This window comes from Paraburkholderia silviterrae (genome assembly GCF_004353915.1).
GTDB lineage: Bacteria > Pseudomonadota > Gammaproteobacteria > Burkholderiales > Burkholderiaceae > Paraburkholderia > Paraburkholderia silviterrae.
In genome coordinates, this window is the sequence record NZ_SMRP01000005.1 from 79,677 (window position 1) to 101,218 (window position 21,542).

20 protein-coding genes and 1 tRNA gene (1 of these 21 only partly in view) are annotated in these 21,542 nt (G+C 66.4%); 9 read left to right on the forward strand and 12 right to left on the reverse strand.

Translation table 11 applies throughout. The features are described from left to right. Window positions 1-1,170, forward strand: coding sequence for a CaiB/BaiF CoA transferase family protein (locus EYW47_RS12635; protein WP_133195437.1), 1,170 nt, complete (start codon window positions 1-3; stop codon window positions 1,168-1,170). 127 nt (window positions 1,171-1,297) lie between these two features. Here EYW47_RS12635 and EYW47_RS12640 read toward each other — a convergent pair whose 3' ends face one another. From EYW47_RS12640 to alr, 3 genes are all read right to left on the reverse strand, one after another. Beyond that, entirely contained in the window at window positions 1,298-1,561 is a 264-nt protein-coding gene (locus EYW47_RS12640) for a DUF2866 domain-containing protein (RefSeq protein WP_240763663.1), read from the reverse strand. A gap of 133 nt (window positions 1,562-1,694) precedes the next feature. Then, window positions 1,695-3,071 (reverse strand): DNA repair protein RadA, encoded by a 1,377-nt coding sequence (gene radA, locus EYW47_RS12645; protein ID WP_133195194.1) that lies wholly within the window; start codon window positions 3,069-3,071, stop codon window positions 1,695-1,697. 45 nt (window positions 3,072-3,116) lie between these two features. Then, a complete protein-coding gene (gene alr / locus EYW47_RS12650; protein ID WP_133195195.1) occupies window positions 3,117-4,187 on the reverse strand; it encodes an alanine racemase in 1,071 nt (356 codons plus the stop codon). Window positions 4,188-4,405: 218 nt separating this feature from the next. Between alr and lplT the strand changes: the two genes are divergently transcribed. Both lplT and thiD read left to right on the forward strand, forming a co-directional pair. Beyond that, on the forward strand, window positions 4,406-5,716 hold the full coding sequence (lplT, locus tag EYW47_RS12655) for a lysophospholipid transporter LplT (RefSeq protein WP_133195196.1): 1,311 nt from the start codon (window positions 4,406-4,408) through the stop codon (window positions 5,714-5,716). Window positions 5,717-5,884: 168 nt separating this feature from the next. Further along, window positions 5,885-6,691, forward strand: a complete 807-nt coding sequence (gene thiD, locus EYW47_RS12660; protein ID WP_133195197.1) for a bifunctional hydroxymethylpyrimidine kinase/phosphomethylpyrimidine kinase — start codon at window positions 5,885-5,887, stop codon at window positions 6,689-6,691. A gap of 13 nt (window positions 6,692-6,704) precedes the next feature. Here the strand turns inward: thiD and EYW47_RS12670 are convergent, their stop codons facing one another. From EYW47_RS12670 to tsaB, 4 genes are read right to left on the reverse strand one after another with little or no spacing between them, the layout of a single operon-like run. Then, entirely contained in the window at window positions 6,705-7,931 is a 1,227-nt protein-coding gene (locus tag EYW47_RS12670; protein WP_240763664.1) for a DUF1853 family protein, read from the reverse strand. Beyond that, a complete protein-coding gene (locus tag EYW47_RS12675) occupies window positions 7,928-9,019 on the reverse strand; it encodes a uracil-DNA glycosylase (RefSeq protein WP_133195198.1) in 1,092 nt (363 codons plus the stop codon). Before EYW47_RS12675 ends, EYW47_RS12670 begins: the two co-directional genes overlap by 4 nt. Further along, entirely contained in the window at window positions 9,006-9,500 is a 495-nt protein-coding gene (gene rimI / locus EYW47_RS12680) for a ribosomal protein S18-alanine N-acetyltransferase (RefSeq protein WP_133195199.1), read from the reverse strand. Before rimI ends, EYW47_RS12675 begins: the two co-directional genes overlap by 14 nt. Next, entirely contained in the window at window positions 9,497-10,306 is an 810-nt protein-coding gene (gene tsaB / locus EYW47_RS12685; RefSeq protein WP_133195200.1) for a tRNA (adenosine(37)-N6)-threonylcarbamoyltransferase complex dimerization subunit type 1 TsaB, read from the reverse strand. The genes rimI and tsaB overlap by 4 nt, the downstream gene beginning before the upstream one ends. Before the next feature lie 163 nt (window positions 10,307-10,469). Between tsaB and EYW47_RS12690 the strand changes: the two genes are divergently transcribed. The 3 genes from EYW47_RS12690 (at window position 10,470) to aceA (ending at window position 14,721) form a co-directional block, all read left to right on the forward strand. Beyond that, complete coding sequence (locus tag EYW47_RS12690) at window positions 10,470-10,739, forward strand: acyl-CoA-binding protein (protein ID WP_133195201.1); 270 nt, start codon at window positions 10,470-10,472, stop codon at window positions 10,737-10,739. Between the two features lie 508 nt (window positions 10,740-11,247). Then, window positions 11,248-12,993 carry a DEAD/DEAH box helicase gene (locus EYW47_RS12695; protein WP_133195202.1) on the forward strand — a complete coding sequence of 582 codons (1,746 nt, stop codon included), beginning with the start codon at window positions 11,248-11,250 and terminating at the stop codon, window positions 12,991-12,993. A gap of 420 nt (window positions 12,994-13,413) precedes the next feature. After that, the gene (gene aceA, locus EYW47_RS12700) at window positions 13,414-14,721 is read left to right on the forward strand and encodes an isocitrate lyase (RefSeq protein ID WP_133195203.1); all 1,308 of its coding nucleotides are present in this window, start codon (window positions 13,414-13,416) and stop codon (window positions 14,719-14,721) included. A 269-nt stretch (window positions 14,722-14,990) separates the two neighbouring features. Here aceA and EYW47_RS12705 read toward each other — a convergent pair whose 3' ends face one another. After that, on the reverse strand, window positions 14,991-15,425 hold the full coding sequence (locus EYW47_RS12705) for a universal stress protein (protein WP_133195204.1): 435 nt from the start codon (window positions 15,423-15,425) through the stop codon (window positions 14,991-14,993). Between the two features lie 213 nt (window positions 15,426-15,638). Beyond that, a complete protein-coding gene (locus tag EYW47_RS12710) occupies window positions 15,639-16,550 on the reverse strand; it encodes a LysR family transcriptional regulator (RefSeq protein WP_028219462.1) in 912 nt (303 codons plus the stop codon). A gap of 168 nt (window positions 16,551-16,718) precedes the next feature. Between EYW47_RS12710 and EYW47_RS12715 the strand changes: the two genes are divergently transcribed. Further along, on the forward strand, window positions 16,719-17,498 hold the full coding sequence (locus tag EYW47_RS12715) for a haloacid dehalogenase type II (RefSeq protein WP_133195205.1): 780 nt from the start codon (window positions 16,719-16,721) through the stop codon (window positions 17,496-17,498). A gap of 58 nt (window positions 17,499-17,556) precedes the next feature. Continuing rightward, window positions 17,557-19,149 (forward strand): malate synthase A, encoded by a 1,593-nt coding sequence (gene aceB / locus EYW47_RS12720; RefSeq protein ID WP_133195206.1) that lies wholly within the window; start codon window positions 17,557-17,559, stop codon window positions 19,147-19,149. Window positions 19,150-19,261: 112 nt separating this feature from the next. Here aceB and EYW47_RS12725 read toward each other — a convergent pair whose 3' ends face one another. After that, window positions 19,262-19,663 (reverse strand): gamma-glutamylcyclotransferase family protein, encoded by a 402-nt coding sequence (locus EYW47_RS12725; protein ID WP_133195207.1) that lies wholly within the window; start codon window positions 19,661-19,663, stop codon window positions 19,262-19,264. Between the two features lie 237 nt (window positions 19,664-19,900). On the opposite strand from EYW47_RS12725, the gene EYW47_RS12730 reads away from it, so the two are divergent. Continuing rightward, the gene (locus EYW47_RS12730) at window positions 19,901-20,812 is read left to right on the forward strand and encodes an AraC family transcriptional regulator (protein ID WP_133195208.1); all 912 of its coding nucleotides are present in this window, start codon (window positions 19,901-19,903) and stop codon (window positions 20,810-20,812) included. Between the two features lie 60 nt (window positions 20,813-20,872). On the opposite strand, the gene EYW47_RS12735 is transcribed toward EYW47_RS12730, so the two are convergent. Beyond that, window positions 20,873-21,337 carry a GNAT family N-acetyltransferase gene (locus EYW47_RS12735; RefSeq protein WP_133195209.1) on the reverse strand — a complete coding sequence of 155 codons (465 nt, stop codon included), beginning with the start codon at window positions 21,335-21,337 and terminating at the stop codon, window positions 20,873-20,875. A gap of 147 nt (window positions 21,338-21,484) precedes the next feature. Then, window positions 21,485-21,542, reverse strand: a tRNA-Asp gene (locus EYW47_RS12740) (it continues 27 nt past the right edge of the window).

The window sequence follows — 21,542 nt, forward strand, 5'->3', positions numbered from 1 at the left end:
CTGCAGGGCCTGCGCGTTCTCGATCTGACCCGGCTCCTGCCCGGACCTGTGGCCACACTGCGCTTGGCGGAAATGGGCGCCGACGTGCTGAAGATCGAGCCGCCCGGCGCCGGCGACGCGGCGCGCAACATGATGCAAAGCGCCGAAGACGAAGTCGCGGGCCGACCGGGCGCGTTCTACCGCCTCGTCAACCGCGGCAAGCGCGAGACGCGTCTGGACCTCAAGTCCGAAGGCGGCCGAGCCGTGTTGCTCGCGCTCGCACGCGACGCCGACGTGTTGGTGGAAAGCTTCCGCCCCGGCGTGATGGAGCGGCTCGGCCTCGGCTACGAAACGTTGCGGGCGAACAATCCCAAGCTCGTCTACTGCGCAATCACGGGCTATGGCGCGAAGGGCCCGTTCTCCGACCGGGCGGGCCACGACCTGAACTACATCGCTTATGCGGGCGTGCTCGACCAGATCGCCACGCGCGAGGGCGACCCCGTGCTGCCGAACTTCCAGATCGCCGACCTGCTCGGCGGCGCGCAGGCGGCGCTCACGCAGATCCTCGCCGCGCTCTGGCAGGTGGCGCGCGGCGGCGAAGGCCGCTTCGTCGACGTCTCGATGGCGCACCAGGCGCATGCGTACAACGTGATGGCCCAGGTCGCCCTCGCCAACGACGACGCAGCGGCACTCCAGCCCGGCGGTGGCCTGCTCAACGGCGGAGTGCCCTGCTACAACCTGTACCGCACCCTGGACGAGCGCTGGCTCGCCGTGGGCGCGCTCGAGCTGAAGTTCTGGCAGGCCTTGTGCACGGCCATCGGCCGCGAGGATTGGGCCCGGCGGCACTGGAGTCTCGGTCAGGCGCCAGGCGGATCGGACGCGGCGGCGCTCACGCGCGAGTTCGCTGCGCTCATCGCCAGTGAAACGCTGCAGACGTGGATCGACCGGCTCGAAGTGATTGACTGTTGTGTTTCGCCCGTCCTCACCCCCGGCGAGGCCGCCAACCACCCGCTTTTCAACCCCGAGGTGCTGCAAGCGCTGCTGGACGAGGCTGCCGCCCAGCGCGAAGCCGCGACGCGCCGCGCAGCCGGCCAAGGGACGGCTGCGCCGGCCACCGCGCCCGGTGGCAACCCGACACAGGCCACGCAGCCGCCCGGCAAAAAGCCGTTCAACTATGGTCCTTGGGACTGAGTGAAACGCAGGAAGACGGAAATGGGCGCCTAATGACGCTCCAACGCGGACACTCCAAAACGGACAGTCCAAAGCGGAGTATCAAGCGCCCATTTTCACGATGACGGGGTGAGGTAAAGGCGCAGGCCTAGCGGCGCGGCAAAGTCTGACGCGGCGAGCGCTCGTCGTCGTAAAGCACATGCTTGCGGCCTTCCACATGATGCGCAATGGTGTTGCGCACCTGCGCCGCCGTGACGTTGCCGGCCACCACCTGACGCGAAATGCGGCCGTCGCTGTCGATCCACTCGACGATGCGGCAGCTGCTGCCCCAAGGCTGCAAGAGCGGCTCGGAGACCCGGCAGCCGCGCACGACGACCGAACTGCCGCCGATGGACGATTCAATCTGTTTCAAGTCGCTATCCTTTCCGCTGGATACGGAGTTGAACATCCGCGCAAGGATAGGGAAATCGCGAAACGAAAAGGTTACAGTACGTACCAGGGTTGTTACTAATCATTACGCGACAGACCGCGCCGTCGCGCCCGCCCTACTCGAGCTCGCGCACGCGGTCGATGGCCTCCTCGATCCGCTCCACGGCCAGCACGTTCAATCCTTCGATCGGCTGTTTCGGCGCATTGGCGCGGGGAATCAGCGCGCAGGTAAAACCGAGCTTGGCCGCCTCCTTCAGTCGATCCTGGCCACGCGGCGAGGGTCGGATCTCGCCGGCGAGTCCCACTTCGCCAAAAACGATCAGACCCTTAGGCAACGCCTTGTTACGCATCGATGAATGTATCGCGAGCAGCACGGCGAGGTCGGCGGCCGGCTCGGTGATCTTCACGCCGCCCACCGCGTTCAGGAACACGTCCTGATCGAAACAGCCGATGCCCGCGTGACGATGCAGCACCGCCAGCAGCATCGCGAGGCGGTTCTGCTCCAGCCCGACCGCGAGGCGGCGCGGGTTGGGCACCTGGGCCGTGTCGACGAGCGCCTGCACCTCCACGAGCAGCGGCCGCGAGCCTTCCTGCGTCACCAGCACGCAGGAGCCGGGCACGCTTTGCTCGTGCTGCGAGAGAAAGAGCGCTGACGGATTCGCCACGCCGCGCAGTCCGCGCTCGGTCATCGCGAACACACCCAGCTCGTTGACGGCGCCGAAGCGGTTCTTGAACGCGCGCACGAGCCGGAACGACGAATGCGTATCGCCCTCGAAGTACAGCACCGTATCGACGATGTGCTCCAGCACGCGCGGGCCCGCGAGGTTGCCCTCTTTGGTCACGTGACCGACCATGATGATGGCCGTGCCCGACTGCTTGGCGATGCGCGTGAGCTGCGCGGCGCACTCGCGCACCTGGGCGACGGAGCCGGGCGCGGACGTGAGCGCCTCGGAATAGATCGTCTGGATGGAGTCGATCACGGCGACGTCGGGCCGTTCGGCTTCGATGGTCGCCTGGATCTTTTCAAGCTGGATTTCAGCGAGCAGTTGCAACTCGCTCGCCTTCGAATCCGGATCGAGCAGTGCAAGCCGCTGCGCACGCAACGCAATCTGCGCCGCCGACTCTTCGCCGCTCACGTAGAGCGCGCGCCGCTCGGCCGCGATCTGCGCGAGCGATTGCAGGAGCAGCGTGGACTTGCCGATACCCGGATCGCCGCCGATCAGCACGACGCCGCCCGCAACGAGCCCACCGCCCAGCACGCGGTCGAACTCGCCGACGCCCGTGGTGAAGCGCGGCACGTCGGATGCTTCGATGTCGGCCAGACGCCGCACCGGCGCGCTCTTCGCGAGCGCCTGAAAACGGTGATTGCCCGCCGGCTCCGCGACGCTTTCCACCAGTGTGTTCCACGCCCCGCATGCGGGGCACTGCCCTTGCCATTTCGGCGCCTGCCCGCCGCATTCGGTGCAGATATATAGCGTCTTTGCTTTCGCCATGGTGCCTGTTTCTAGTTGTGCCCGCTTATGTCTGCTTGTGTCTGCTTATTCCGCCCGCACCGGCACGCGCGGCGCGACGGCGCACATGAGCTCGTAGCCGATCGTGCCGCAAGCCTGCGCGACATCGTCGATCGGCAGGTTCGCGCCCCACAGCTCGACGCGCGTACCCACGCCCGCGCCCGGCACCGGCGTGAGATCGACGGTGAGCATGTCCATGGAGACGCGCCCCACTACGCGCGTGCGCACGCCATCGACGATCACGGGCGTGCCCTCGGGCGCCACGCGCGGATAGCCGTCCGCGTAGCCGCAGGCTACCACGCCGATGCGCATCGGCTGGCGCGCCGTGAAGATCGAGCCGTAGCCGACGCTCTGGCCTTCGGCGATCGTCTGCGTGCCGATGAGCTCGGAGGCGAGCGTCATGGCCGGCTGCAGGCCGGTGCCGTCGAGCGCCGAGGCCACGCCCGAAGGCGAGGCGCCATACAGAATGATGCCCGGGCGCACCCAGTCGAAATGCGATTCGGGATGCCAGAGCGTCGCCGCCGAATTTGCGAGACTGCGCGCGCCCGCGATGCCCTGCGCGCCCCGCTCGAACGCGGCCAACTGCTCACCGATGCCGCGTGGCGTGTCGGCGTCCGAAAAGTGCGTCATCAACGTGATCTGGCCGATGCCGGCACTGGCGCGCGTGCGCTCCCACGCCGCGCGGTACTTCTCCGGCGTGTAGCCGAGCCGGTTCATGCCGCTGTTCATCTTGAGCTGAACGTTGACCGGCTTCGAAAGACGCGCCATTTCGAGCATGCGCAACTGCTCGTCGCAATGGACGACGGTGGTAAGGCTGTAGCGGTCGATGACGTCGATGTCGGTCGGCCGGAAGAAGCCTTCGAGCAGCAGGATCGGCCCGGCCCAGCCGAGCTCGCGCAATTTCACGGCCTCCTCGAGGTCGAGCAGGCCGAAGCCGTCCGTTGCGCGCAGGCCGGGAAACGCGCGGGCAAGCCCATGCCCGTAGGCATTGGCTTTGACGACAGCCCAGATTTTCGACTGCGGCGCGTATTTGCGGGCGACAGCGAGATTATTGGCGAGTGCGGCGGTGTGGATCGTGGCAGAGAGGGGGCGAGGCATGGGAATTTATCGCAAAGACGCTTTCGAATCAGGAGCTTACAGGGTGTTTTCAGCGCCCGGCAGGTCCGCCGGATGGGCGGTCAAGGAATGTGCTAGTCCGAATCCAGCTATTTTCGTGATATAAAGCCCTGCGCACAACCCATTTCGAACGTAATAAGCCCGGATGCCTCCCACCCGTCCGGGGCGGACGGACCGCAGCGAGGAAAGCATCGCATCAGATGAAAAAAGGCTTTTACACCATCATGGCCGCGCAGTTTTTTTCGTCGTTGGCCGACAATGCGCTCCTAATCGCTGCAATTGCACTGCTCAAAGACCTCCACGCCCCCAACTGGATGACGCCGCTGCTCAAGCTGTTCTTCGTCCTGTCCTATGTTGTTCTTGCCGCATTCGTCGGCGCCTTCGCTGATTCGCGCCCCAAAGGCCAGGTCATGTTCATTACGAACACGATCAAGGTGGTGGGCTGCGCCATTATGCTGGCCGGCACGCATCCGCTGTTCGCCTATGGGGTCGTGGGTTTCGGCGCAGCGGCCTATTCGCCGGCCAAATATGGGATTTTGACGGAACTGCTGCCGCCTGAGCGCCTCGTCGCCGCCAATGGCTGGATCGAGGGCACCACGGTCGGCTCGATCATCCTCGGCACGGTGCTCGGCGGCGCGCTCATCAGCCCGCACATCGCCGCCCACGTCATCCGCCACACGCCCGCTTCGATCAACACCCCCGCCGAAGCCGCGATGCTCGTGATCATGGTCATCTACGTGATCGCCGCGCTCTTCAATCTGCGCATCCCCGACACCGGCGCGCGCTACCCGCGCCAGCAGCACGGCCCGATCCGCCTCATCACCGACTTCGCCGACTGCTTCAACACGCTCTGGCGCGACAAGCTCGGCCAGATCTCCCTCGCGGTCACCACGCTTTTCTGGGGCGCAGGCGCCACACTGCAATTCATCGTCCTCAAATGGGCCGAAGTGTCGCTCGGCATGTCGCTCTCGGAAGGCGCGGTGCTGCAGGCCGTGGTGGCCGTGGGCGTCGCCGCCGGCGCGATGATTGCCGCCGCACGCATACCCCTCAAAAAATCGCTGTCCGTGCTGCCAGTGGGCATCATGATGGGCATCGCCGTCATGCTCATGGCGTTCTACACGCGCAACCTGTTTCCGCCGCACTGGGGCCTGCATATCGGCCACATGCGCATTCCGGGCTACCTCGTGTTCGCCTATATCTTCCTGATGGTGGTCGGCGGTCTCTCCGGCTTCTTCGTCGTGCCGATGAACGCGCTGCTCCAGCATCGCGGCCACGTGCTGCTCTCCGCCGGCCATTCGATCGCCGTGCAGAACTTCAACGAGAACCTCTCGGTGCTCGTGATGCTGTGTCTCTACGCCGTGCTCGTCTGGCTCGACGTGCCGGTGACCCTCGTGATCGTGCTGTTCGGCACCTTCGTCTGCCTGATGATGTGGCTCGTGATGCGCCGCCACCAGGCCAATCAGCGCTCGTTCGACTCGGTCGCGCTGATCGGCGAAAATCATCGTCAATGAATGGCGGATGATGAATTACGGCGGCCCGGCCGGGCTTGGCGGGTGCATCCGCAAGTCGCGCGGCTCGAAGGATCCGGCCGCAGTGGCTCTCCCCCGTAATCGACTCTTTCCAGCGCCTGCGCGGCGGTGGCCTGCCGGCCTGCAGCGCGGCGCATTTGCGACGCTGCCATGACCACACCGATTTCCAATGTCCTCACGATCGCCGGCTCCGACTCGGGCGGCGGCGCAGGCATCCAGGCCGACCTCAAGGCCTTCTCCGCGCTCGGCGCTTATGGCGCGAGCGTCATCACCGCGCTCACGGCGCAGAACACACGCGGCGTGAGCGCGATCCACGCGCCCGACGCGGGCTTCGTCACGGCACAGCTCGACGCCGTGTTCGAGGACATCCGCATCGACGCAGTGAAGATCGGCATGCTCGCCAACGCATCGATCGTGCGCGCCGTCGCCGATGCGTTGCGCCGCCACAAGCCGCCGCGCATCGTGCTCGACACGGTCATGATTTCGAAGAGCAATCACGCACTGCTCGCGCCCGAGGCCGTGGCGGCGCTGCGTGATGAATTGCTGCCGCTCGCCGGCGTCGTCACGCCGAACCTGCCCGAGGCCGCGGCCCTGCTCGGCGTAGCGCCGGCAGCCGACGAAGCCGCGATGGTCGAGCAAGGCGAGGCGCTGCGCGCGCTAGGCGCGCAGGCCGTGCTGATGAAGGGCGGCCACCTGGGCGGCGCCGACAGCCCCGACTGGCTGATCGAAGCCGGTGGCACGCTGCGTCTGGGCGGTGCTCGCGTTCCTGTGACGAACACGCACGGCACGGGGTGCACGCTCTCCTCCGCGATTGCCGCGCTGTGGCCGCAACAGGCGACGCTCGCGGATGCTGTCACGCAGGCGAAGGTGTATCTGACCGGCGCGCTTCAAGCGAGCGAGCGGCTCGACGTGGGCCACGGCGTTGGCCCGGTGCATCACTTCTGGCGCTGGTGGTGAGGCCTTTGCGGCGTCACTGACGCGCGAATGCCCGTGCGCGCGCCGGCCAATCGTCGGGGACGATGAAACCGCGCGAGCGCTCGACGTAGCCACCTGCGCCATCGGCAACAAAGGCGGCGACCATCGCGGGCTCGTGGGGCCGCGTGAGACTGGCGAATAAGGTCGCGGCCGTAACGGGCGCGGCCACGGCTGTACGGGCTGCGAGGGTGTCTTCCTCCCCGCCTCGGCGCTCCCCACGCTGCGCTGGCTGACCTGCCGCCGCTACGGGTGCCAGCGGACTTTCCACGTCACTGCGCTGCCCGAGCGCATTACTGAGCGCATCGCGGCCGTTGTCTTGCGGATCGCCGATTTGGCTGTTAGTTGCGAACGCAGCTCGCTCGTCAGACTCGTCCATGCGCGACGGCTCGGGCCGGATGCGCCGTGGCGCAAGCCAGGCAAGCCGCGGCAGCGTGCTCCAGCCGTCCACGCCCTCGCGCTTCGCGAAATCGGCCCAGTCGGCGTGCGTGACCCACCAGCCGCGCCCATGGCGCGCGGCAAGCTCCGGCGGATCGCCCCGCTTTGCACCCGCACCGTTGCCCGCGCGATAGAAGAGCCACCCCTTCACGAACATCTGTGCGAGCCACGGTCCCTCATAGCCCAGCCACGCAAACTCTTCGCGCGCGCTCAAGCGCAGTTGGTGATCGACCAGATGCGCAAGCTTCAGATCGAAGCGGTCGCGCAGGTTCGGCCCAACGAAATCGGCGAGTCTTGGCGCCGCGCCCTCTTCCAGGCCGGCGTGCAAGTAGCACTTCACCGCCAGCTCCCAATGCAGACGTTGCGCATCGCTCGTTTGCACGAGGAAATCGCACTCGCCAAGCGTGAGGCCCGCGCGGCGCAGCGCGATGTTCGCCGCAACGAGCCGGGGCGCCGGCCCATGGGCGAGATACCAGCCGAGCAGCGTTTCGGCGTAACGGCCGAGGCGCGTGAGGCGCGCAGCGCCCAGCGCGGCGTGCAACGGTGAAGGATCGTGGTCGAGTTGCTTGAGCCAGGCTGCTGCGGTACAGGCCTCGTCATCGCCAGCCCACGGGTTCGCAAGCGGCGCATCGGGTTGCGCACGCAACAAATCGGCACTAAAGAGCAGCCATGCGAGATCGCGCACGGCTGCATCGCCGAAACGCTCGTAGAGCGCGTCGAATGGCGGCCCGTCGCAGCCCGCGGCGAACTGGCCGCCCGCGGCGTCTGCGGGCCGCCTCGCGCTCATCGCTCACCGCCTCCGGCCGCGCGCCAGGTGTCGCGGGCGAGGCACAGGTCGGCCCATGCCTTCGACTTGTCTTGCAGGCTGCGCAGCAAATACGCCGGGTGATACGAGACGATCACGGGCACGCCTTCGTACTCGTGCACGCGCCCGCGCAGCGAGGCGATGCTGCCTTCGGTCTTGAGCAGGCTCTGCGCGGCAAAGCGCCCGAGGGCGACGATGATCTTCGGCTTCACGAGCGCCACCTGGCGCTGCAGATAAGGCTCGCAGCGCGCGACCTCGTCCGGCTCCGGATTGCGGTTGCCGGGCGGACGGCATTTGATGACGTTCGCGATATAGACGTTCTCGCCGCGTGCGAGCGACAGCGAGCGCAGCATGTTGTCGAGCAGCTTGCCCGCCTGCCCGACGAAGGGCTCGCCGAGACGGTCCTCGTTCTCGCCCGGCGCCTCGCCGATCAGCATCCATTCCGCTGCGCGATCGCCCACGCCGAACACCGTGTTGGTGCGCTTCTCGCACAAGCGGCAGCGCGTGCAGAAAGCGACGCGCTCGGCGAGCGCATCCCAGTCGAGCGTCGCGATGTCGTCGCGCGGCGCGCGCGCAGGCGCAGGCGCCGGATCGTGCGGCAGCGACGGCTCGGGCGCGCCATCGAACCAGGCGAAATCGTCTTCGGTCAGCGGCGGGGGTTCCTCCGGCCCGGCCTGCGTGGGCTCGGTGGCTGCACGTCCAGACGGCGCCTGCGGCGCGGGCGCTTGCGCGAAGGCGTCCTGCGCGGATTCCTGCATGGATTCCTGCATGGATTCCTGCATGGACTCCTGCGCGGATGTTTGCGCAGTTACGCGCCGCGCAACCGGCTGCGGCGGCGCATCGGCCCGGTGCTGCAAGTGCGCGGCGGGTCGATCCGGGAAGCCATCGCTGGCATCGCTCGCTGATTGAGCCACCGGTCGCGGCACCGCGGCCACCGATGCGGCCGCCTCGGGCGCCACATCCACGGCCGGCTCATCGTTCGGCGCGGCGGATTGTGCCGCCGACATACCCTTGCGCACCCAGCGCGGAGCGAGGCCGAGCTCCTCCAGCGCGATCTCATCGAGCGGCATCCGCGCCCTCCAATGCAAAAGTGAAACGCATCACGATCGCGTCTTCACGCGTGTGATGTCGAGCCGGATAGTAATTCTTGCGCCGCCCGATGGTGACGAAGCCGAACTGCTCGTAGAGCCGGATCGCCCGGTGATTCGACGGCCGCACCTCCAGCAACAGCCCTTCGAGCCGCTGTGCACGCGCGATGCGCACGCCTTCGCGCAGCAGCGCCAGGCCCGCGCCCACGCCCTGCGCCTGCGGCGCGACGCAAAGGTTCAGCAGATGCATCTCGTCGACGACCGGCATGAGCACGCAATAGCCGATCAGCGTCCCCGTCACATGGCGCATGCACAGGCCAAAGTAGCCGTTGCGCAACGAGTCTTCGAAGTTGCCGCGCGACCACGGGAATTCGTAAGCGGATTTTTCGATGATCACGACCTCGTCGAGGTCGCTCTCGGTCATCTGCGAGAGGTAGCGGTCCGTCATCAACACGCCGCTCATCGTCCGCCCTCGCGCCTCGTGTCCGGTACCCCGCCCTGCGCCGCCTTTGCGGCCATGCGCTCGGCCGTGGTCTGCGCGACCTTGTTGCGCACGTATTCGGGCGCGGCCTCGTCGGCGCGCAGCGTGCGGCCCGCGCGGAACGCGCGCAGCGCGGCGTGGGCAAGCGGCAGCGCGTGCGGCAGGGCCTCGGCGTCGATGCTGCGCGCCATCGTCGATGCGATGAGACGCGCGCCGAACGCCGCCGCGGCGTTGCCGGCTACCGTGAACGGCTCGTCGGGCGCGACGATGGCCTCGGGTGCATCGAGCGATGCCGGCCGCAGCGTGCGCCAGTCGTGCGTCGCCGCGTCCCAGGCGTAGTCGGCCCAGTACGCTTCGTCCATGCGCGCGTCGAGCGCCGCGAGCACGCGCGTCGCCGCCGGATCGCGCATGCGGGCGGCCTCTGCACAGACGAGCAGCGTGCTCACAGGGACCACCGGAATGTCGAGGCCAAACGCGAGACCCTGGGCAACCCCCGTGGCGGTACGCAGGCCGGTGAAGGAGCCAGGGCCCGATCCAAAGGCGATTGCGTTGCACTCGGCGAGCGTGAGCCCCGACTCGGCCAGCAACTCGCCGATGGCGGGCAAGAGCCGGGTGCTCGAGACGGCGCCGGTCGCTTCGTGGCGCATCCAGACGCGCAACTCGGGGGGCGCCTCGCGCCCGGAGCCGGCGGAACCGGCCGCGCCGCTGGCAGGCGCAGCGGCGCGAAGCAATGCGACCGAGCAGTATTCGGTCGAGGTATCGAGGGCAAGCAGCACAGTTTCAGTCATGACCGCTATTGTAATGCGCCGCCTTCACGCAGTCGCCGGCCAGGCATGGGCCATGCACCGGCTCCGTTGGCCTCACTAGAATGGAGCAATGGTTCCAGCCCCGTATCGAATGGCGCTGCTACCATCGCCGGGCTGTCCCGATCATCCAGTGGAGGAAAAAACAATGAGCGATGTGAACGCCCAATTCGACCAGGCCCAGCAAGACGTGCAAGCGCTGCCGGAGCGCCCGGGCAACCTGACGCTGCTGCGCCTGTACGCACTCTTCAAGCAGGCCACCGAAGGCGATGTGCACGGCGACAAGCCGGGCTTTACCGACATCGTCGGCAAGTACAAGTACGAGGCGTGGGCCGCGCTGCAAGGCACCGCGCAGGACACCGCAAAGGCGCAGTACGTCGAGCTCGTTGAATCGCTCAAGAGCGGCGCCGCGAGCTAAAACCACCAAGAAGCCGCACTGCCGCGCCGCACCCGGCCGCGCGCAACGCGCCGGGCCGGGCCGACTGCGCCCTCCTGCACACCCGCTGCACGCCGATTGCACCCTGAATACACGCCGATCGCGCCCTTTTTCTCATTGCACCTTTCCCTGCGCCCGGCCATGCTTCCCGTCGGGATGTCATATTCGCTGGCGCGCTGCAACAAAACGAGATACAATACGCGCTGCGTTGCACTCCGGTCGCCATTGCGATCAGCAAAACGCCACGTAGCGTTAAGCTCCAATCCAGTTTAGAACCTGTCCCCTCCTGCCGTGGCCCTGTTTTCGGGCCGTCAAGTATCAGGCTGGCGGTTGGCCAATCCCGGCTAAGCCGCACCCAAAACAGCTTCTAACGAAAGTCCGCCCTTGTGTGGTGCGGATTGCCCCCGTTTTTCGATTTGATTGCAAAATCCAACGACTTGGGTATGCCGATTGGCGCCGACGTTCTATTTCCTGTGTACCAAGGATTTTCATGACTTCGAGCAATACCCAAAGCCCCCTCGACGCGATTGCCAACGACGCCCTCGGTCTCGACGCCGCCGCTGCTTCTCCTGAAGCCGCCGTGCAAGCCGACGAGACCCCCGCAGGCCCGACGTTTGCATCGCTCGGTCTGTCGCCGGAGATCGTCTCCGCGCTGACCGCGGCGGGCTACAAGGCCCCGACGCCCGTGCAGGAACGCGCCATTCCTGCCGCCATCGCTGGCCGCGACCTGCTGGTCTCCAGCCCGACCGGTTCGGGCAAGACCGCTGCTTTCATGCTGCCCGCGATCGAACGCTTCGCGCAGATTCAAAAGACGCAAGCCGCTCAACCGCGTGAACCGCGCCCGCAAGGTCAACCCGGCCAGCAAGGCCAGGCCGACCGCCGCCAGCGCCGTCCGCAACAACCGGTCGCACGCCCCGGCCTGCTCGTGCTCACGCCCACGCGCGAGCTCGCCATGCAGGTGACCACCGCCGCTTCGACCTACGGCAAGCACCTGCGTCGCCTGCGCACGGTCAGCATTCTCGGCGGCGTGGCCTACGGCCAGCAGCTCATGCTGCTCGCGAAGAACCCCGAGATTCTCGTGGCGACGCCGGGCCGTCTGCTCGATCACCTCGAGCGCGGCCGCATCGACCTGTCCGAGCTGAAGATGCTCGTGCTCGACGAAGCCGACCGCATGCTGGACATGGGCTTCATCGACGACATCGACACGATCGTGGCCGCCACGCCCGAGTCGCGTCAGACGATGCTGTTCTCGGCCACGCTCGACGGCAAGATCGCGTCGATCACGGGCCGCCTGCTGAAGAATCCCGAGCGCATCGAGATCGTGCGCAAGGTCGAGGCGGCCTCGAACATCGCCCAGACCGTGCACTACGTCGACGACCGCGACCACAAGGATCGCCTGCTCGACCACCTGCTGCGCGATGAAAGCCTCGATCAGGCCGTCGTGTTCACGGCGACCAAGATGGACGCCGACCAGCTCGCGGGCAAGCTCGCCGACGCCGGTTTCGAATCGGCCGCGCTGCACGGCGACCTGCCGCAAGGCGCGCGCAACCGCACGATCCGTGCGCTGCGCGAGCGCCGCGTGCGCGTGCTCGTCGCGACCGACGTCGCGGCGCGCGGCATCGACATCCCGGGCATCACGCACGTCTTCAACTACGACCTGCCGAAGTTCGCGGAAGACTACGTGCACCGTATCGGCCGTACCGGCCGTGCGGGCCGCTCGGGCACCGCGGTGAGCCTCGTGCATCACGCCGAGCAAGGCGCGCTCAAGCGCATCGAACGCTTCGTGCGCTCGCCGCTGCCGGTCAACGTGATCGAAGGCTTCGAGCCGCGCAAGGCACCTCCCGCGAACCGCGGCTTTGGCGGCCGCGGCCGTCCGGGCGGTGGCAATGGCGGCGGCCGCCGCTTCGGCGGCAACGGTAACGGCAAGCCGGGTGGCTATGGCAACCGCGGCGGCAACGGCGGCGAGCGCAGCTTCGGCGACCGTCCGCAAGGCGACCGTCCGCAAGGCGAACGCAGCTTTGGCGACCGTTCCAACGGCGATCGCAACGGCAACAGCTGGGGCAACCGCTCGGAAGGCTCGCGCGGCGGCTATGGCGCCTCGCGCGGCGAAGGCAACGGCAACGGCAACAGCCGCGGCGGCTACAGCCAGCCGCGCGGCGAAGGCTTTGGCCGCTCGCGTGAAGGCTACAGCGCACGCCGCAACGACGGCCCGCGCGGTGCGCGTCGCGACAGCTAAGCGCGCTCCAACGGCGCAGGCGGAAAGCGATTTCCGCTTGCCGCTAGCGGCAAAATGAAAGACCGGTGCTTCGTCACCGGTCTTTTTTTGTCTCCAACCGATATTTCACGATATGAGAAATTTTTTTGCCTCGTAAAAAATCGTGCTGCGCGGCACAACGTCCCCCATTGCAAGATGGAAAACCCCGTTTCTTATCGCGAAATTAATTCAATAAGCGATTGATTTTATTGAATTAAAAAACCCGAAAATTCCCTATTGCCGGTCTGTTGCGGGGCGATCGATTTGCCTAGACTCTTATATAAGAGTTCGCGAAACGAAACACCCCCGGCGCAGTCCCCAAAAGCGCCCCCTTCGTGAAGCTCAGCGACTCAGCAGTTCCGTTTCAGCGGTTCACCTACCAGGTAAACGAAGGAGCACACCATGTCGACTCGTCAAGAGCAAGCACAGCAACTCCAGCAGCAATGGGAAACGGATCCGCGCTGGAAGGGCATCAAGCGCAACTACACGGCTGAAGACGTGGTGCGCCTGCGCGGTTCGATCCAGCCCGAGCACACGCTCGCGAAAAATGGCGCCGAGAAGCTCTGGCAAGGCGTGAACACGGAGCCCTTCATCAACGCGCTCGGCGCGCTCACGGGCAACCAGGCCATGCAGCAGGTGAAGGCCGGCCTGAAGGCCATCTACCTCTCGGGCTGGCAAGTCGCGGGCGACGCCAACCTGGCCGGCGAAATGTATCCCGATCAGTCGCTCTACCCGGCCAACTCAGTGCCGCAGGTGGTCAAGCGCATCAACAACACGCTCACGCGCGCCGACCAGATCCAGTGGTCCGAAGGCAAGAACCCGGGCGACGAAGGCTACACCGACTTCTTCCAGCCGATCGTGGCCGACGCTGAAGCGGGCTTCGGCGGCGTGCTGAACGCGTTCGAGCTGATGAAGGCGATGATCGAAGCGGGCGCCGCGGGCGTGCACTTCGAAGACCAGCTCGCCTCGGTGAAGAAGTGCGGCCACATGGGCGGCAAGGTGCTCGTGCCGACGCGCGAGAACATCGCCAAGCTCACCGCCGCGCGTCTGGCCGCCGACGTCTGCGGCGTGCCGACCGTGCTGCTCGCGCGCACCGACGCCGAAGCCGCCGACCTCGTCACCTCGGACATCGACGACAACGACAAGCCGTTCCTCACGGGCGAGCGCACTGTCGAAGGCTTCTACCGCACGCGCAACGGCCTCGATCAGTCGATCTCGCGCGGCCTCGCCTACGCGCCGTACGCCGACATGATCTGGTGCGAAACGGGCAAGCCGGATCTCGAGTTCGCGAAGAAGTTCGCGGAGGCGATCCACAAGGAGTTCCCGGGCAAGCTGCTCTCGTACAACTGCTCGCCGTCGTTCAACTGGAAGAAGAACCTCGACGACGCGACGATCGCGAAGTTCCAGCGCGAGCTGGGCGCAATGGGCTACAAGTTCCAGTTCATCACGCTGGCGGGCTTCCACTCGCTGAACTACTCGATGTTCAACCTCGCGCACGGCTATGCGCGCCAGAACATGAGCGCGTTCGTCGAGTTACAGCAGGCCGAGTTCGCCGCCGCCGAAAAGGGCTTCACGGCCGTGAAGCACCAGCGTGAAGTGGGCACGGGCTACTTCGACGCCGTGACGCAGACGGTCGAGCGCAATGCGTCGACCACGGCGCTGCACGGCTCGACGGAAGACGAGCAGTTCTTCGACAAGAAAGTGGCGTAAGACCACACGGGGGGACGCCCCCCGCTCGTTTCTGGCGCCGGTCGCACGGCGCGGCGTCCGGCTCGCATGTCCTTGGCGGGGGCGTGCCGGACACCGCCACCGCCGCACGAGCGCCAGTCGTCGCGCGACAAGCGTGAGAAGCGTGACGCAGCGCGACGAAGCAGGCCAAGGAAGGCGCATGGACATCAGCCGTGCATGTCCATGCGCCGACTGCGGCACGTGCGAGCGCCGCAGGTGCGAATCACACGCGACCGGCAGGCAGCCGCGCGCTATCGATAAACGATCACCGGAATCTTCGTATGCGTGAGCACGCGTTGAGTCTCGCTGCCGATCAACAGGCTGCCCAGACCGCGCCGCCCGTGCGAAGCCATGAATATCACGTCGCAGCCGCAGTTTTCGGCGGCTTCGATAATGCCGAGGTACGGCGAAGGATGCACGCTGGTGCAGGAATCGCACGCGACGCCCACGCTGTGCGCCGCCTCCTCCACTTCCTGTAGATGGATGCGCGCCTCGCGCTCGCTGCGGGACTGGAAGTCGCCGGGCAGCTCGATCACGACGTCGGCGTAAGGCGAGTACGGATATTGCGGCAGACAGGCGTAAGCCGTGACGCGGGCGCCCACGGTCCGCGCAAGGTCGATCGCGCCGTCGATAGCCTTCTTCGACAGATCGGTGCCGTCGGTCGGCACGAGAATGTGCTTGAACATGGCGCCCTCCGTGTTCGTCTGCGGCTCCGGTCGGACTTGCCAACGCGCCACGGCCTCGCGCTACGCGCCGGAGAGCCCCGCGCCGGGAAGCCCTGAAATCGATTGTAGTGCGCGAATAAACGGCGCAAGGCGCGCATGCGGGCATCTCCCCATATCGGAAACGCGGAGGGATCTTCCAGCACTGGAGAAGCGAGAACACCCTGCACCAGGGGCTCAGTCCTGGCCCCAGTAACCCGGCTGACCGTAGGTATGCTTGAGAAAGTCGAGAAAGAGGCGCACACGCAACGGCAGGTGCCGGCGCTGCGGAAATACGGCGTGAATGCCGATGGGCGGCGCCGCGTACGCGTCGAGCACGCTCGCGAGCCGGCCCGCCGCGATGTCCTCCCCGACTTCCCACCACGAGCGCCATGCAAGGCCGTAGCCTTCGAGACACCACTCGTGCAACACCGCGCCGTCCGAGCATTCCATCGTTCCGGAGACGCGGATCGACACGACCTTGTCGTCCTGCTGAAAGGTCCAGCCGCGCTGCTGGTTCGCGCTGCTCGCGCCGAGCGCGAGGCAGTTGTGGCGCGCCAGATCGGCCAGCGTCTCGGGTGCGCCGCGCCGCGACAGATACGCGGGCGACGCCACGCAGACGCGCCGGTTTTCGCCGAGCTTGAGGGAGACAAGCGACGAATCGGGCAGCTCGCCCAGCCGCACCGCGCAGTCGAAGCCCTCATTGACGAGGTCGACGAGCCGGTCCGAGAGGTCGAGCGTGGTCGTCACGTCGGGGTGCGCGGACGTGAAATCGGGCACGAGCGGCGCCACGTGGCGCCTGCCGAAGCCCGCTGGCGCCGAGACGCGCAGGTGCCCGCTCGCCTTCACGCCGCCCGCGGAGACGCTGGCCTCCGCATTCTGCATGTCGTGAATGATGCGCTGGCAGTCCTCGAGGAACGCGGAGCCCTCGAAGGTCAGCGTAATGCGCCGCGTGGTGCGCACGAAGAGCTTCACGCCCAGCCGCTCTTCGAGCGCGTCGATGCGACGGCCGATGATCGCGGGGGCGACGCCTTCGGCCTGCGCGGCCGCGGAAAGACTGCCCTTCGCGGCGACGTTGGCGAAGGTCTCGATTTGTTTGAAGCGATCCATCGGAAAACGAGAAAAACAGAATTACAGAACGTGCTTGATGGCAAAGATCTGCCCGGTCATCAGATTAGGTGGGTAAAAGTAAAAGATCAAGTGATCATTCCCGTCTTTTTCAGTGCCAGGGCTCATGAATACAATTCATCCCGACCTCTGATGATGGAGTGCAAGGCTATGTCGGCCACAACGACACCCAAATTTCCCAAGGCTGTGATCTTCGACGCGTACGGCACGCTCTTCGACGTGCACTCGGTCATCGCCGCAGCCGAGCAGATGTTCCCCGGCCACGGCGACGCGCTCTCGCAGCTCTGGCGCGCGAAGCAGATCGAATACACGCAGTTGCGCACGCTCTCGGACCCCGCTGGCGCGCGCTACCGCCCCTTCTGGGACGTCACGCTCGATGCGCTGCGCTACGCGGCGCGGCGCCTGAACCTGTCGCTCTCCGGCGCGGGCGAGAAGCGTCTGATGGACGAATACGCCTGCCTCTCGGCCTTCCCCGACGCGCTCCCCGTGCTGCGCCGCCTGCGCGAGCCTCGCGAGGACGGCACGCGCATGGGCCTCGCCATCCTCTCGAACGGCAATCCGCAGATGCTCGACATCGCGGTGAAAAGCGCCGGCATGAACGGCCTGTTCGACCACGTTCTCTCGGTCGATGCCGTGCGTGCCTACAAGCCGGCCGCCGCGGCCTATGCGCTCGGCACCGCCGCGTTCGACGCCGCGGCGCGCGACATGGTGTTCGTCTCGTCGAACGGCTGGGACGCCGCGGGCGCCGGCTGGTTCGGCTACACCACCTTCTGGATCAACCGCCAGCGACTGCCCGCCGAAGAACTCGGCGTGCCGCCGCATGGCACCGGCGGCGGCATGGCAGAACTCGCCGCCTTTCTCGAAACCGCTGTGCCCGCAGAGCGAAGCCGCCCCACGCCCCAGCCCGGGCGCGTGACGAAACCGTCCTGACCCGCACGGCCATTACAACCACCGCATTAGAGTCTGACCGACCAAGGAGCAAGCAATCATGGCGAACACGTTGAAACTGCCGCAAGGCATGCAGATCACGGGTGAAATCAAGCCCGGCTTCGAAACGATCCTCACGCCCGAAGCGCTCGAACTCGTCGCGCAGCTGCACCGCGCATTCGAGCCGCGCCGGCAGGAACTGCTCAAAGCGCGCGCCGAGCGCACGAAGCGCCTCGACGCCGGCGAGCGCCCCGACTTTCTGGCAGAGACGAAGTCGATCCGCGAAGGCGACTGGAAGATCGCCCCGCTGCCGAAGGATCTCGAACGCCGTCGCGTCGAAATCACGGGCCCGGTCGAGCGCAAGATGATCATCAACGCGCTGAATTCCGGTGCGGACTCCTACATGACCGACTTCGAGGACTCGAACGCGCCGAGCTGGGACAACCAGATCACCGGCCAGATCAACCTCAAGGACGCCGTGCGCCGCACCATCTCGCTGGAGCAGAACGGCAAGACCTACAAGCTCAACGAGAAGACCGCCACGCTGATCGTGCGTCCGCGCGGCTGGCACCTCGACGAGAAGCACGTCACGGTCGACGGCCAGCGCGTCTCGGGCGGCATTTTCGACCTCGCGCTCTATCTGTTCCACAACGCGAAGGAACTGCTCTCGCGCGGCACGGGCCCCTACTTCTATCTGCCGAAGATGGAGAGCCACCTCGAAGCGCGCCTGTGGAACGACATCTTCATCGCGGCGCAGGAAAGCGTCGGCATCCCGCGCGGCACGATCCGCGCCACGGTGCTGATCGAGACGATCCTCGCCACGTTCGAGATGGACGAGATCCTCTATGAACTGCGCGAGCACAGCTCGGGCCTGAATGCCGGCCGCTGGGACTACATCTTCTCGGCGATCAAGAAGTTCAAGAACGACAAGGACTTCTGCCTCGCGGAGCGCTCGCAGATCACCATGACGGTGCCGTTCATGCGCGCCTATGCGCTCGAGCTGCTCAAGACCTGCCATCGCCGCAATGCGCCGGCCATCGGCGGCATGAGCGCGCTGATCCCGATCAAGAACGACGCTGCGGCGAACGACAAGGCCATGGGCGGCGTGCGTTCGGACAAGGCGCGCGACGCCGGCGACGGCTACGACGGCGGCTGGGTTGCGCACCCGGGCCTCGTGCCCATCGCGATGGAAGAGTTCGTCAAGGTGCTCGGCGACAAACCGAACCAGCTCGGCAAGCAGCGTACCGACGTCAACGTGACGAGCAAGGACCTGCTCGACTTCCGTCCTGAAGCGCCGATCACCGAAGCGGGCCTGCGCAACAACATCAACGTGGGCATTCACTACCTGGGCTCGTGGCTCGCCGGCAATGGCTGCGTGCCGATCCACAACCTGATGGAAGATGCGGCTACCGCGGAAATCTCGCGTGCGCAGGTCTGGCAGTGGATCCGCTCGCCCAAGGGCAAGCTCGACGACGGCCGCAAGGTCACGGCCGAGCTCGTGCGCGAACTGATCCCGCAGGAGCTCGACAAGGTGAAGGCCTCGGTCGGCGGCGACACGAAGCCGTACGAACGCGCTTCGCAGATCTTCGAAGAGATGTCGACGTCGGAGAACTTCGTCGACTTCCTGACGCTGCCGCTCTACGAAGAGATCTGATCGTTCGCGCTGCTTGACGATTAGTCGATGAAAAAGGCCCGGCGGATGCAAGTCCGCCGGGCCTTCGTGCTCCTGCGCAACGCGTTTGCGCGCGTAGCGTCTCGCGTGGTCCCTAGCGCCCGAGACGGTGCGCCACCCAGTCGCCGCCGTGAATCAGCGGACGCCCCTTCACCGCATGATGCGCGACCGGATAGAACAGGCACTCGAGCTGTTCGCCCTCCACCTCCACGTTCACCTTCTGCGCGACGAACAGCCCATCGACGCCCGGATAAACCTGCTCGATTTCGTCGAGCACGGCCACGAGCGCATCGTCGACCTCGTAGACTTCACCGATCACCGGCGCGGCCTGCGCATCGGCAATCATGCCCGGGTAGGTTCCGAAGTCGAACAGGTGGCCCGCCACCGCTGTGCGGCCAACGAGGCGCGGCTGCCCGAGCGCATTGCGCGCCGCCGCGAGATTGATGTCGTTGATCTCTCCCGCGCGCAGCGTGCCGTAGATGAAAACGTACTTCATTGCTTGTGCTCCTCGCTCCTGATCTGATTGCCTGTTGCCGCAGTCTCGCGCGGCGGGAGAGCCATCGTCCGGCCCGCTCGCCTCAATGCCGGGCGGCGTCGTCCTCTACGCGCCCAACGCCGCGCTAGCGCCGCGAATCCGCAGCATTATGCGCCCGCGCCGATGCGTGTGGGCACACTCTCACGACTGCACTTACTCACGCCTACAATGATGCGGACAGAAACGCCTAGCCCCGTCATGCCCTTTTCCTCCCCCGCCACCTCGCTTCCTGCCGAGCTTGCCGACATTCCGCCGGAATTCGAGCCGACGCCCGCGCACCCCATCCGCGTGCGCTCCCGGCCCATGGCTGCCGGCGTGCGCATCGCGCTGCATACGCACGCGTGGGCGCAGCTCGCCTATGCGTCGCGCGGGGTGCTGCGCATGGCCACGCCGGGGACGACGTGGATGGTCCCGCCTTCGCGGGCCATCTGGGTGCCGCCGTTCATCACGCATGAGGTGGTGATCGTCGAGGATGCGTTCCTGCGCACGCTCTATGTCGACGAATCGGTGATTCCGCCCGGGCTCGATGCCTGCCGCGTGGTCGAAGTATCGGGCCTGCTGCGCGAGGCGATCGCCGCGTTCGACGAACGCGCCATCGGCCCTGCGCGCGAGCGCCTGCTAGGCGCCATCGCACTCGACGAGATCACGCGCTCGGCGCCGCTGCCGCTCTCCGTGCCGATGCCCGAGGAAAAGCGCCTGCGTTCGCTGTGCGAGGCGCTGCTCGCCGATCCGGCCGGTCCGGGTTCGCTCGAGTACTGGGCCGAGCACGTGGGCGCGAGCACGCGCACGATCGCGCGGTTGTTCCGGCAGGAGCTCGGCGTGAGTTTTTCGCAGTGGCGCCAGCAGGCGATCCTCGCTCGGGCGATTCCGCTGCTGAATCAGGGCAAGCCCATGGCTGTCGTGGCACAGGAACTCGGCTATCAAAGCCAGAGTGCGTTTTCGGCCATGTTCCGGCGCGCGTTTGGCGAGAGCCCGCGCGCGTTCATTGCGCGGGGAACGGGCGAACGTGAATACGACCCACGGGAGGAAGACGTGGCGACCGACATGGCAACCGACGCGCCGATTGACGCGACGCCAACTGGATCGGGGACCGCGCGCCGCGACGCCTGAGCGCGCATCGCGCGCTGGCCGCCAGGACAGCGCTGCTGGCCGTTGGCCCGCTCAGGCTCTTCAAACCAGCCGCGTCATATGCCGGATCGAGCCAAGACGCGCGAGGCGTGGCCCCGCCACCCGGTAGCCCATGCGCAAATAGAGCCGTGCCGCGGGATTGTCGACGAACACGCGCAGTTGCAGCTCGCGCAGGCCGCGCTCGCGCGCCCAGCGATGCGACATGTCGAGCAGGAAGGTCCCCGCGCCGTTGCCGCGATAGCCTTCGGCGATCTGCACGTCGCGGATGTGCAGCGAGTCGCCCTCTTGCGTCACGCGCAGCACGCCGATGGCCTCGCCGTCGAGCTCGAGAATGAAATTCTCCGATTCGCGGTAGCTGGCGAGAAAGAGGTCGCCGCGCCAGATCAGATGATGCCGCTGGTAGTAGCCCCCCATGTTCCGGCGCGTCAGCGACTCGGCGAACTCGAAGTCGCTCATGGTGGCGTGACGTAGCTGGAAGCGCGACGGGATGTCGTTCGGTGCGAACATGGCAGGCAACGCGGAAATTCGAAAGTTCCGACAACGCTACGATAACGCGCCCGCTCAGGCAATGGCCGTTTGTCCGTATCCGGCGTGGATGGCGAGGGTGAGGGAGAAATAGAAAAAGCCCGCTGGAAATCCAGCGGGCTTTGATTCTGGCGGAGCGGACGGGACTCGAACCCGCGACCCCCGGCGTGACAGGCCGGTATTCTAA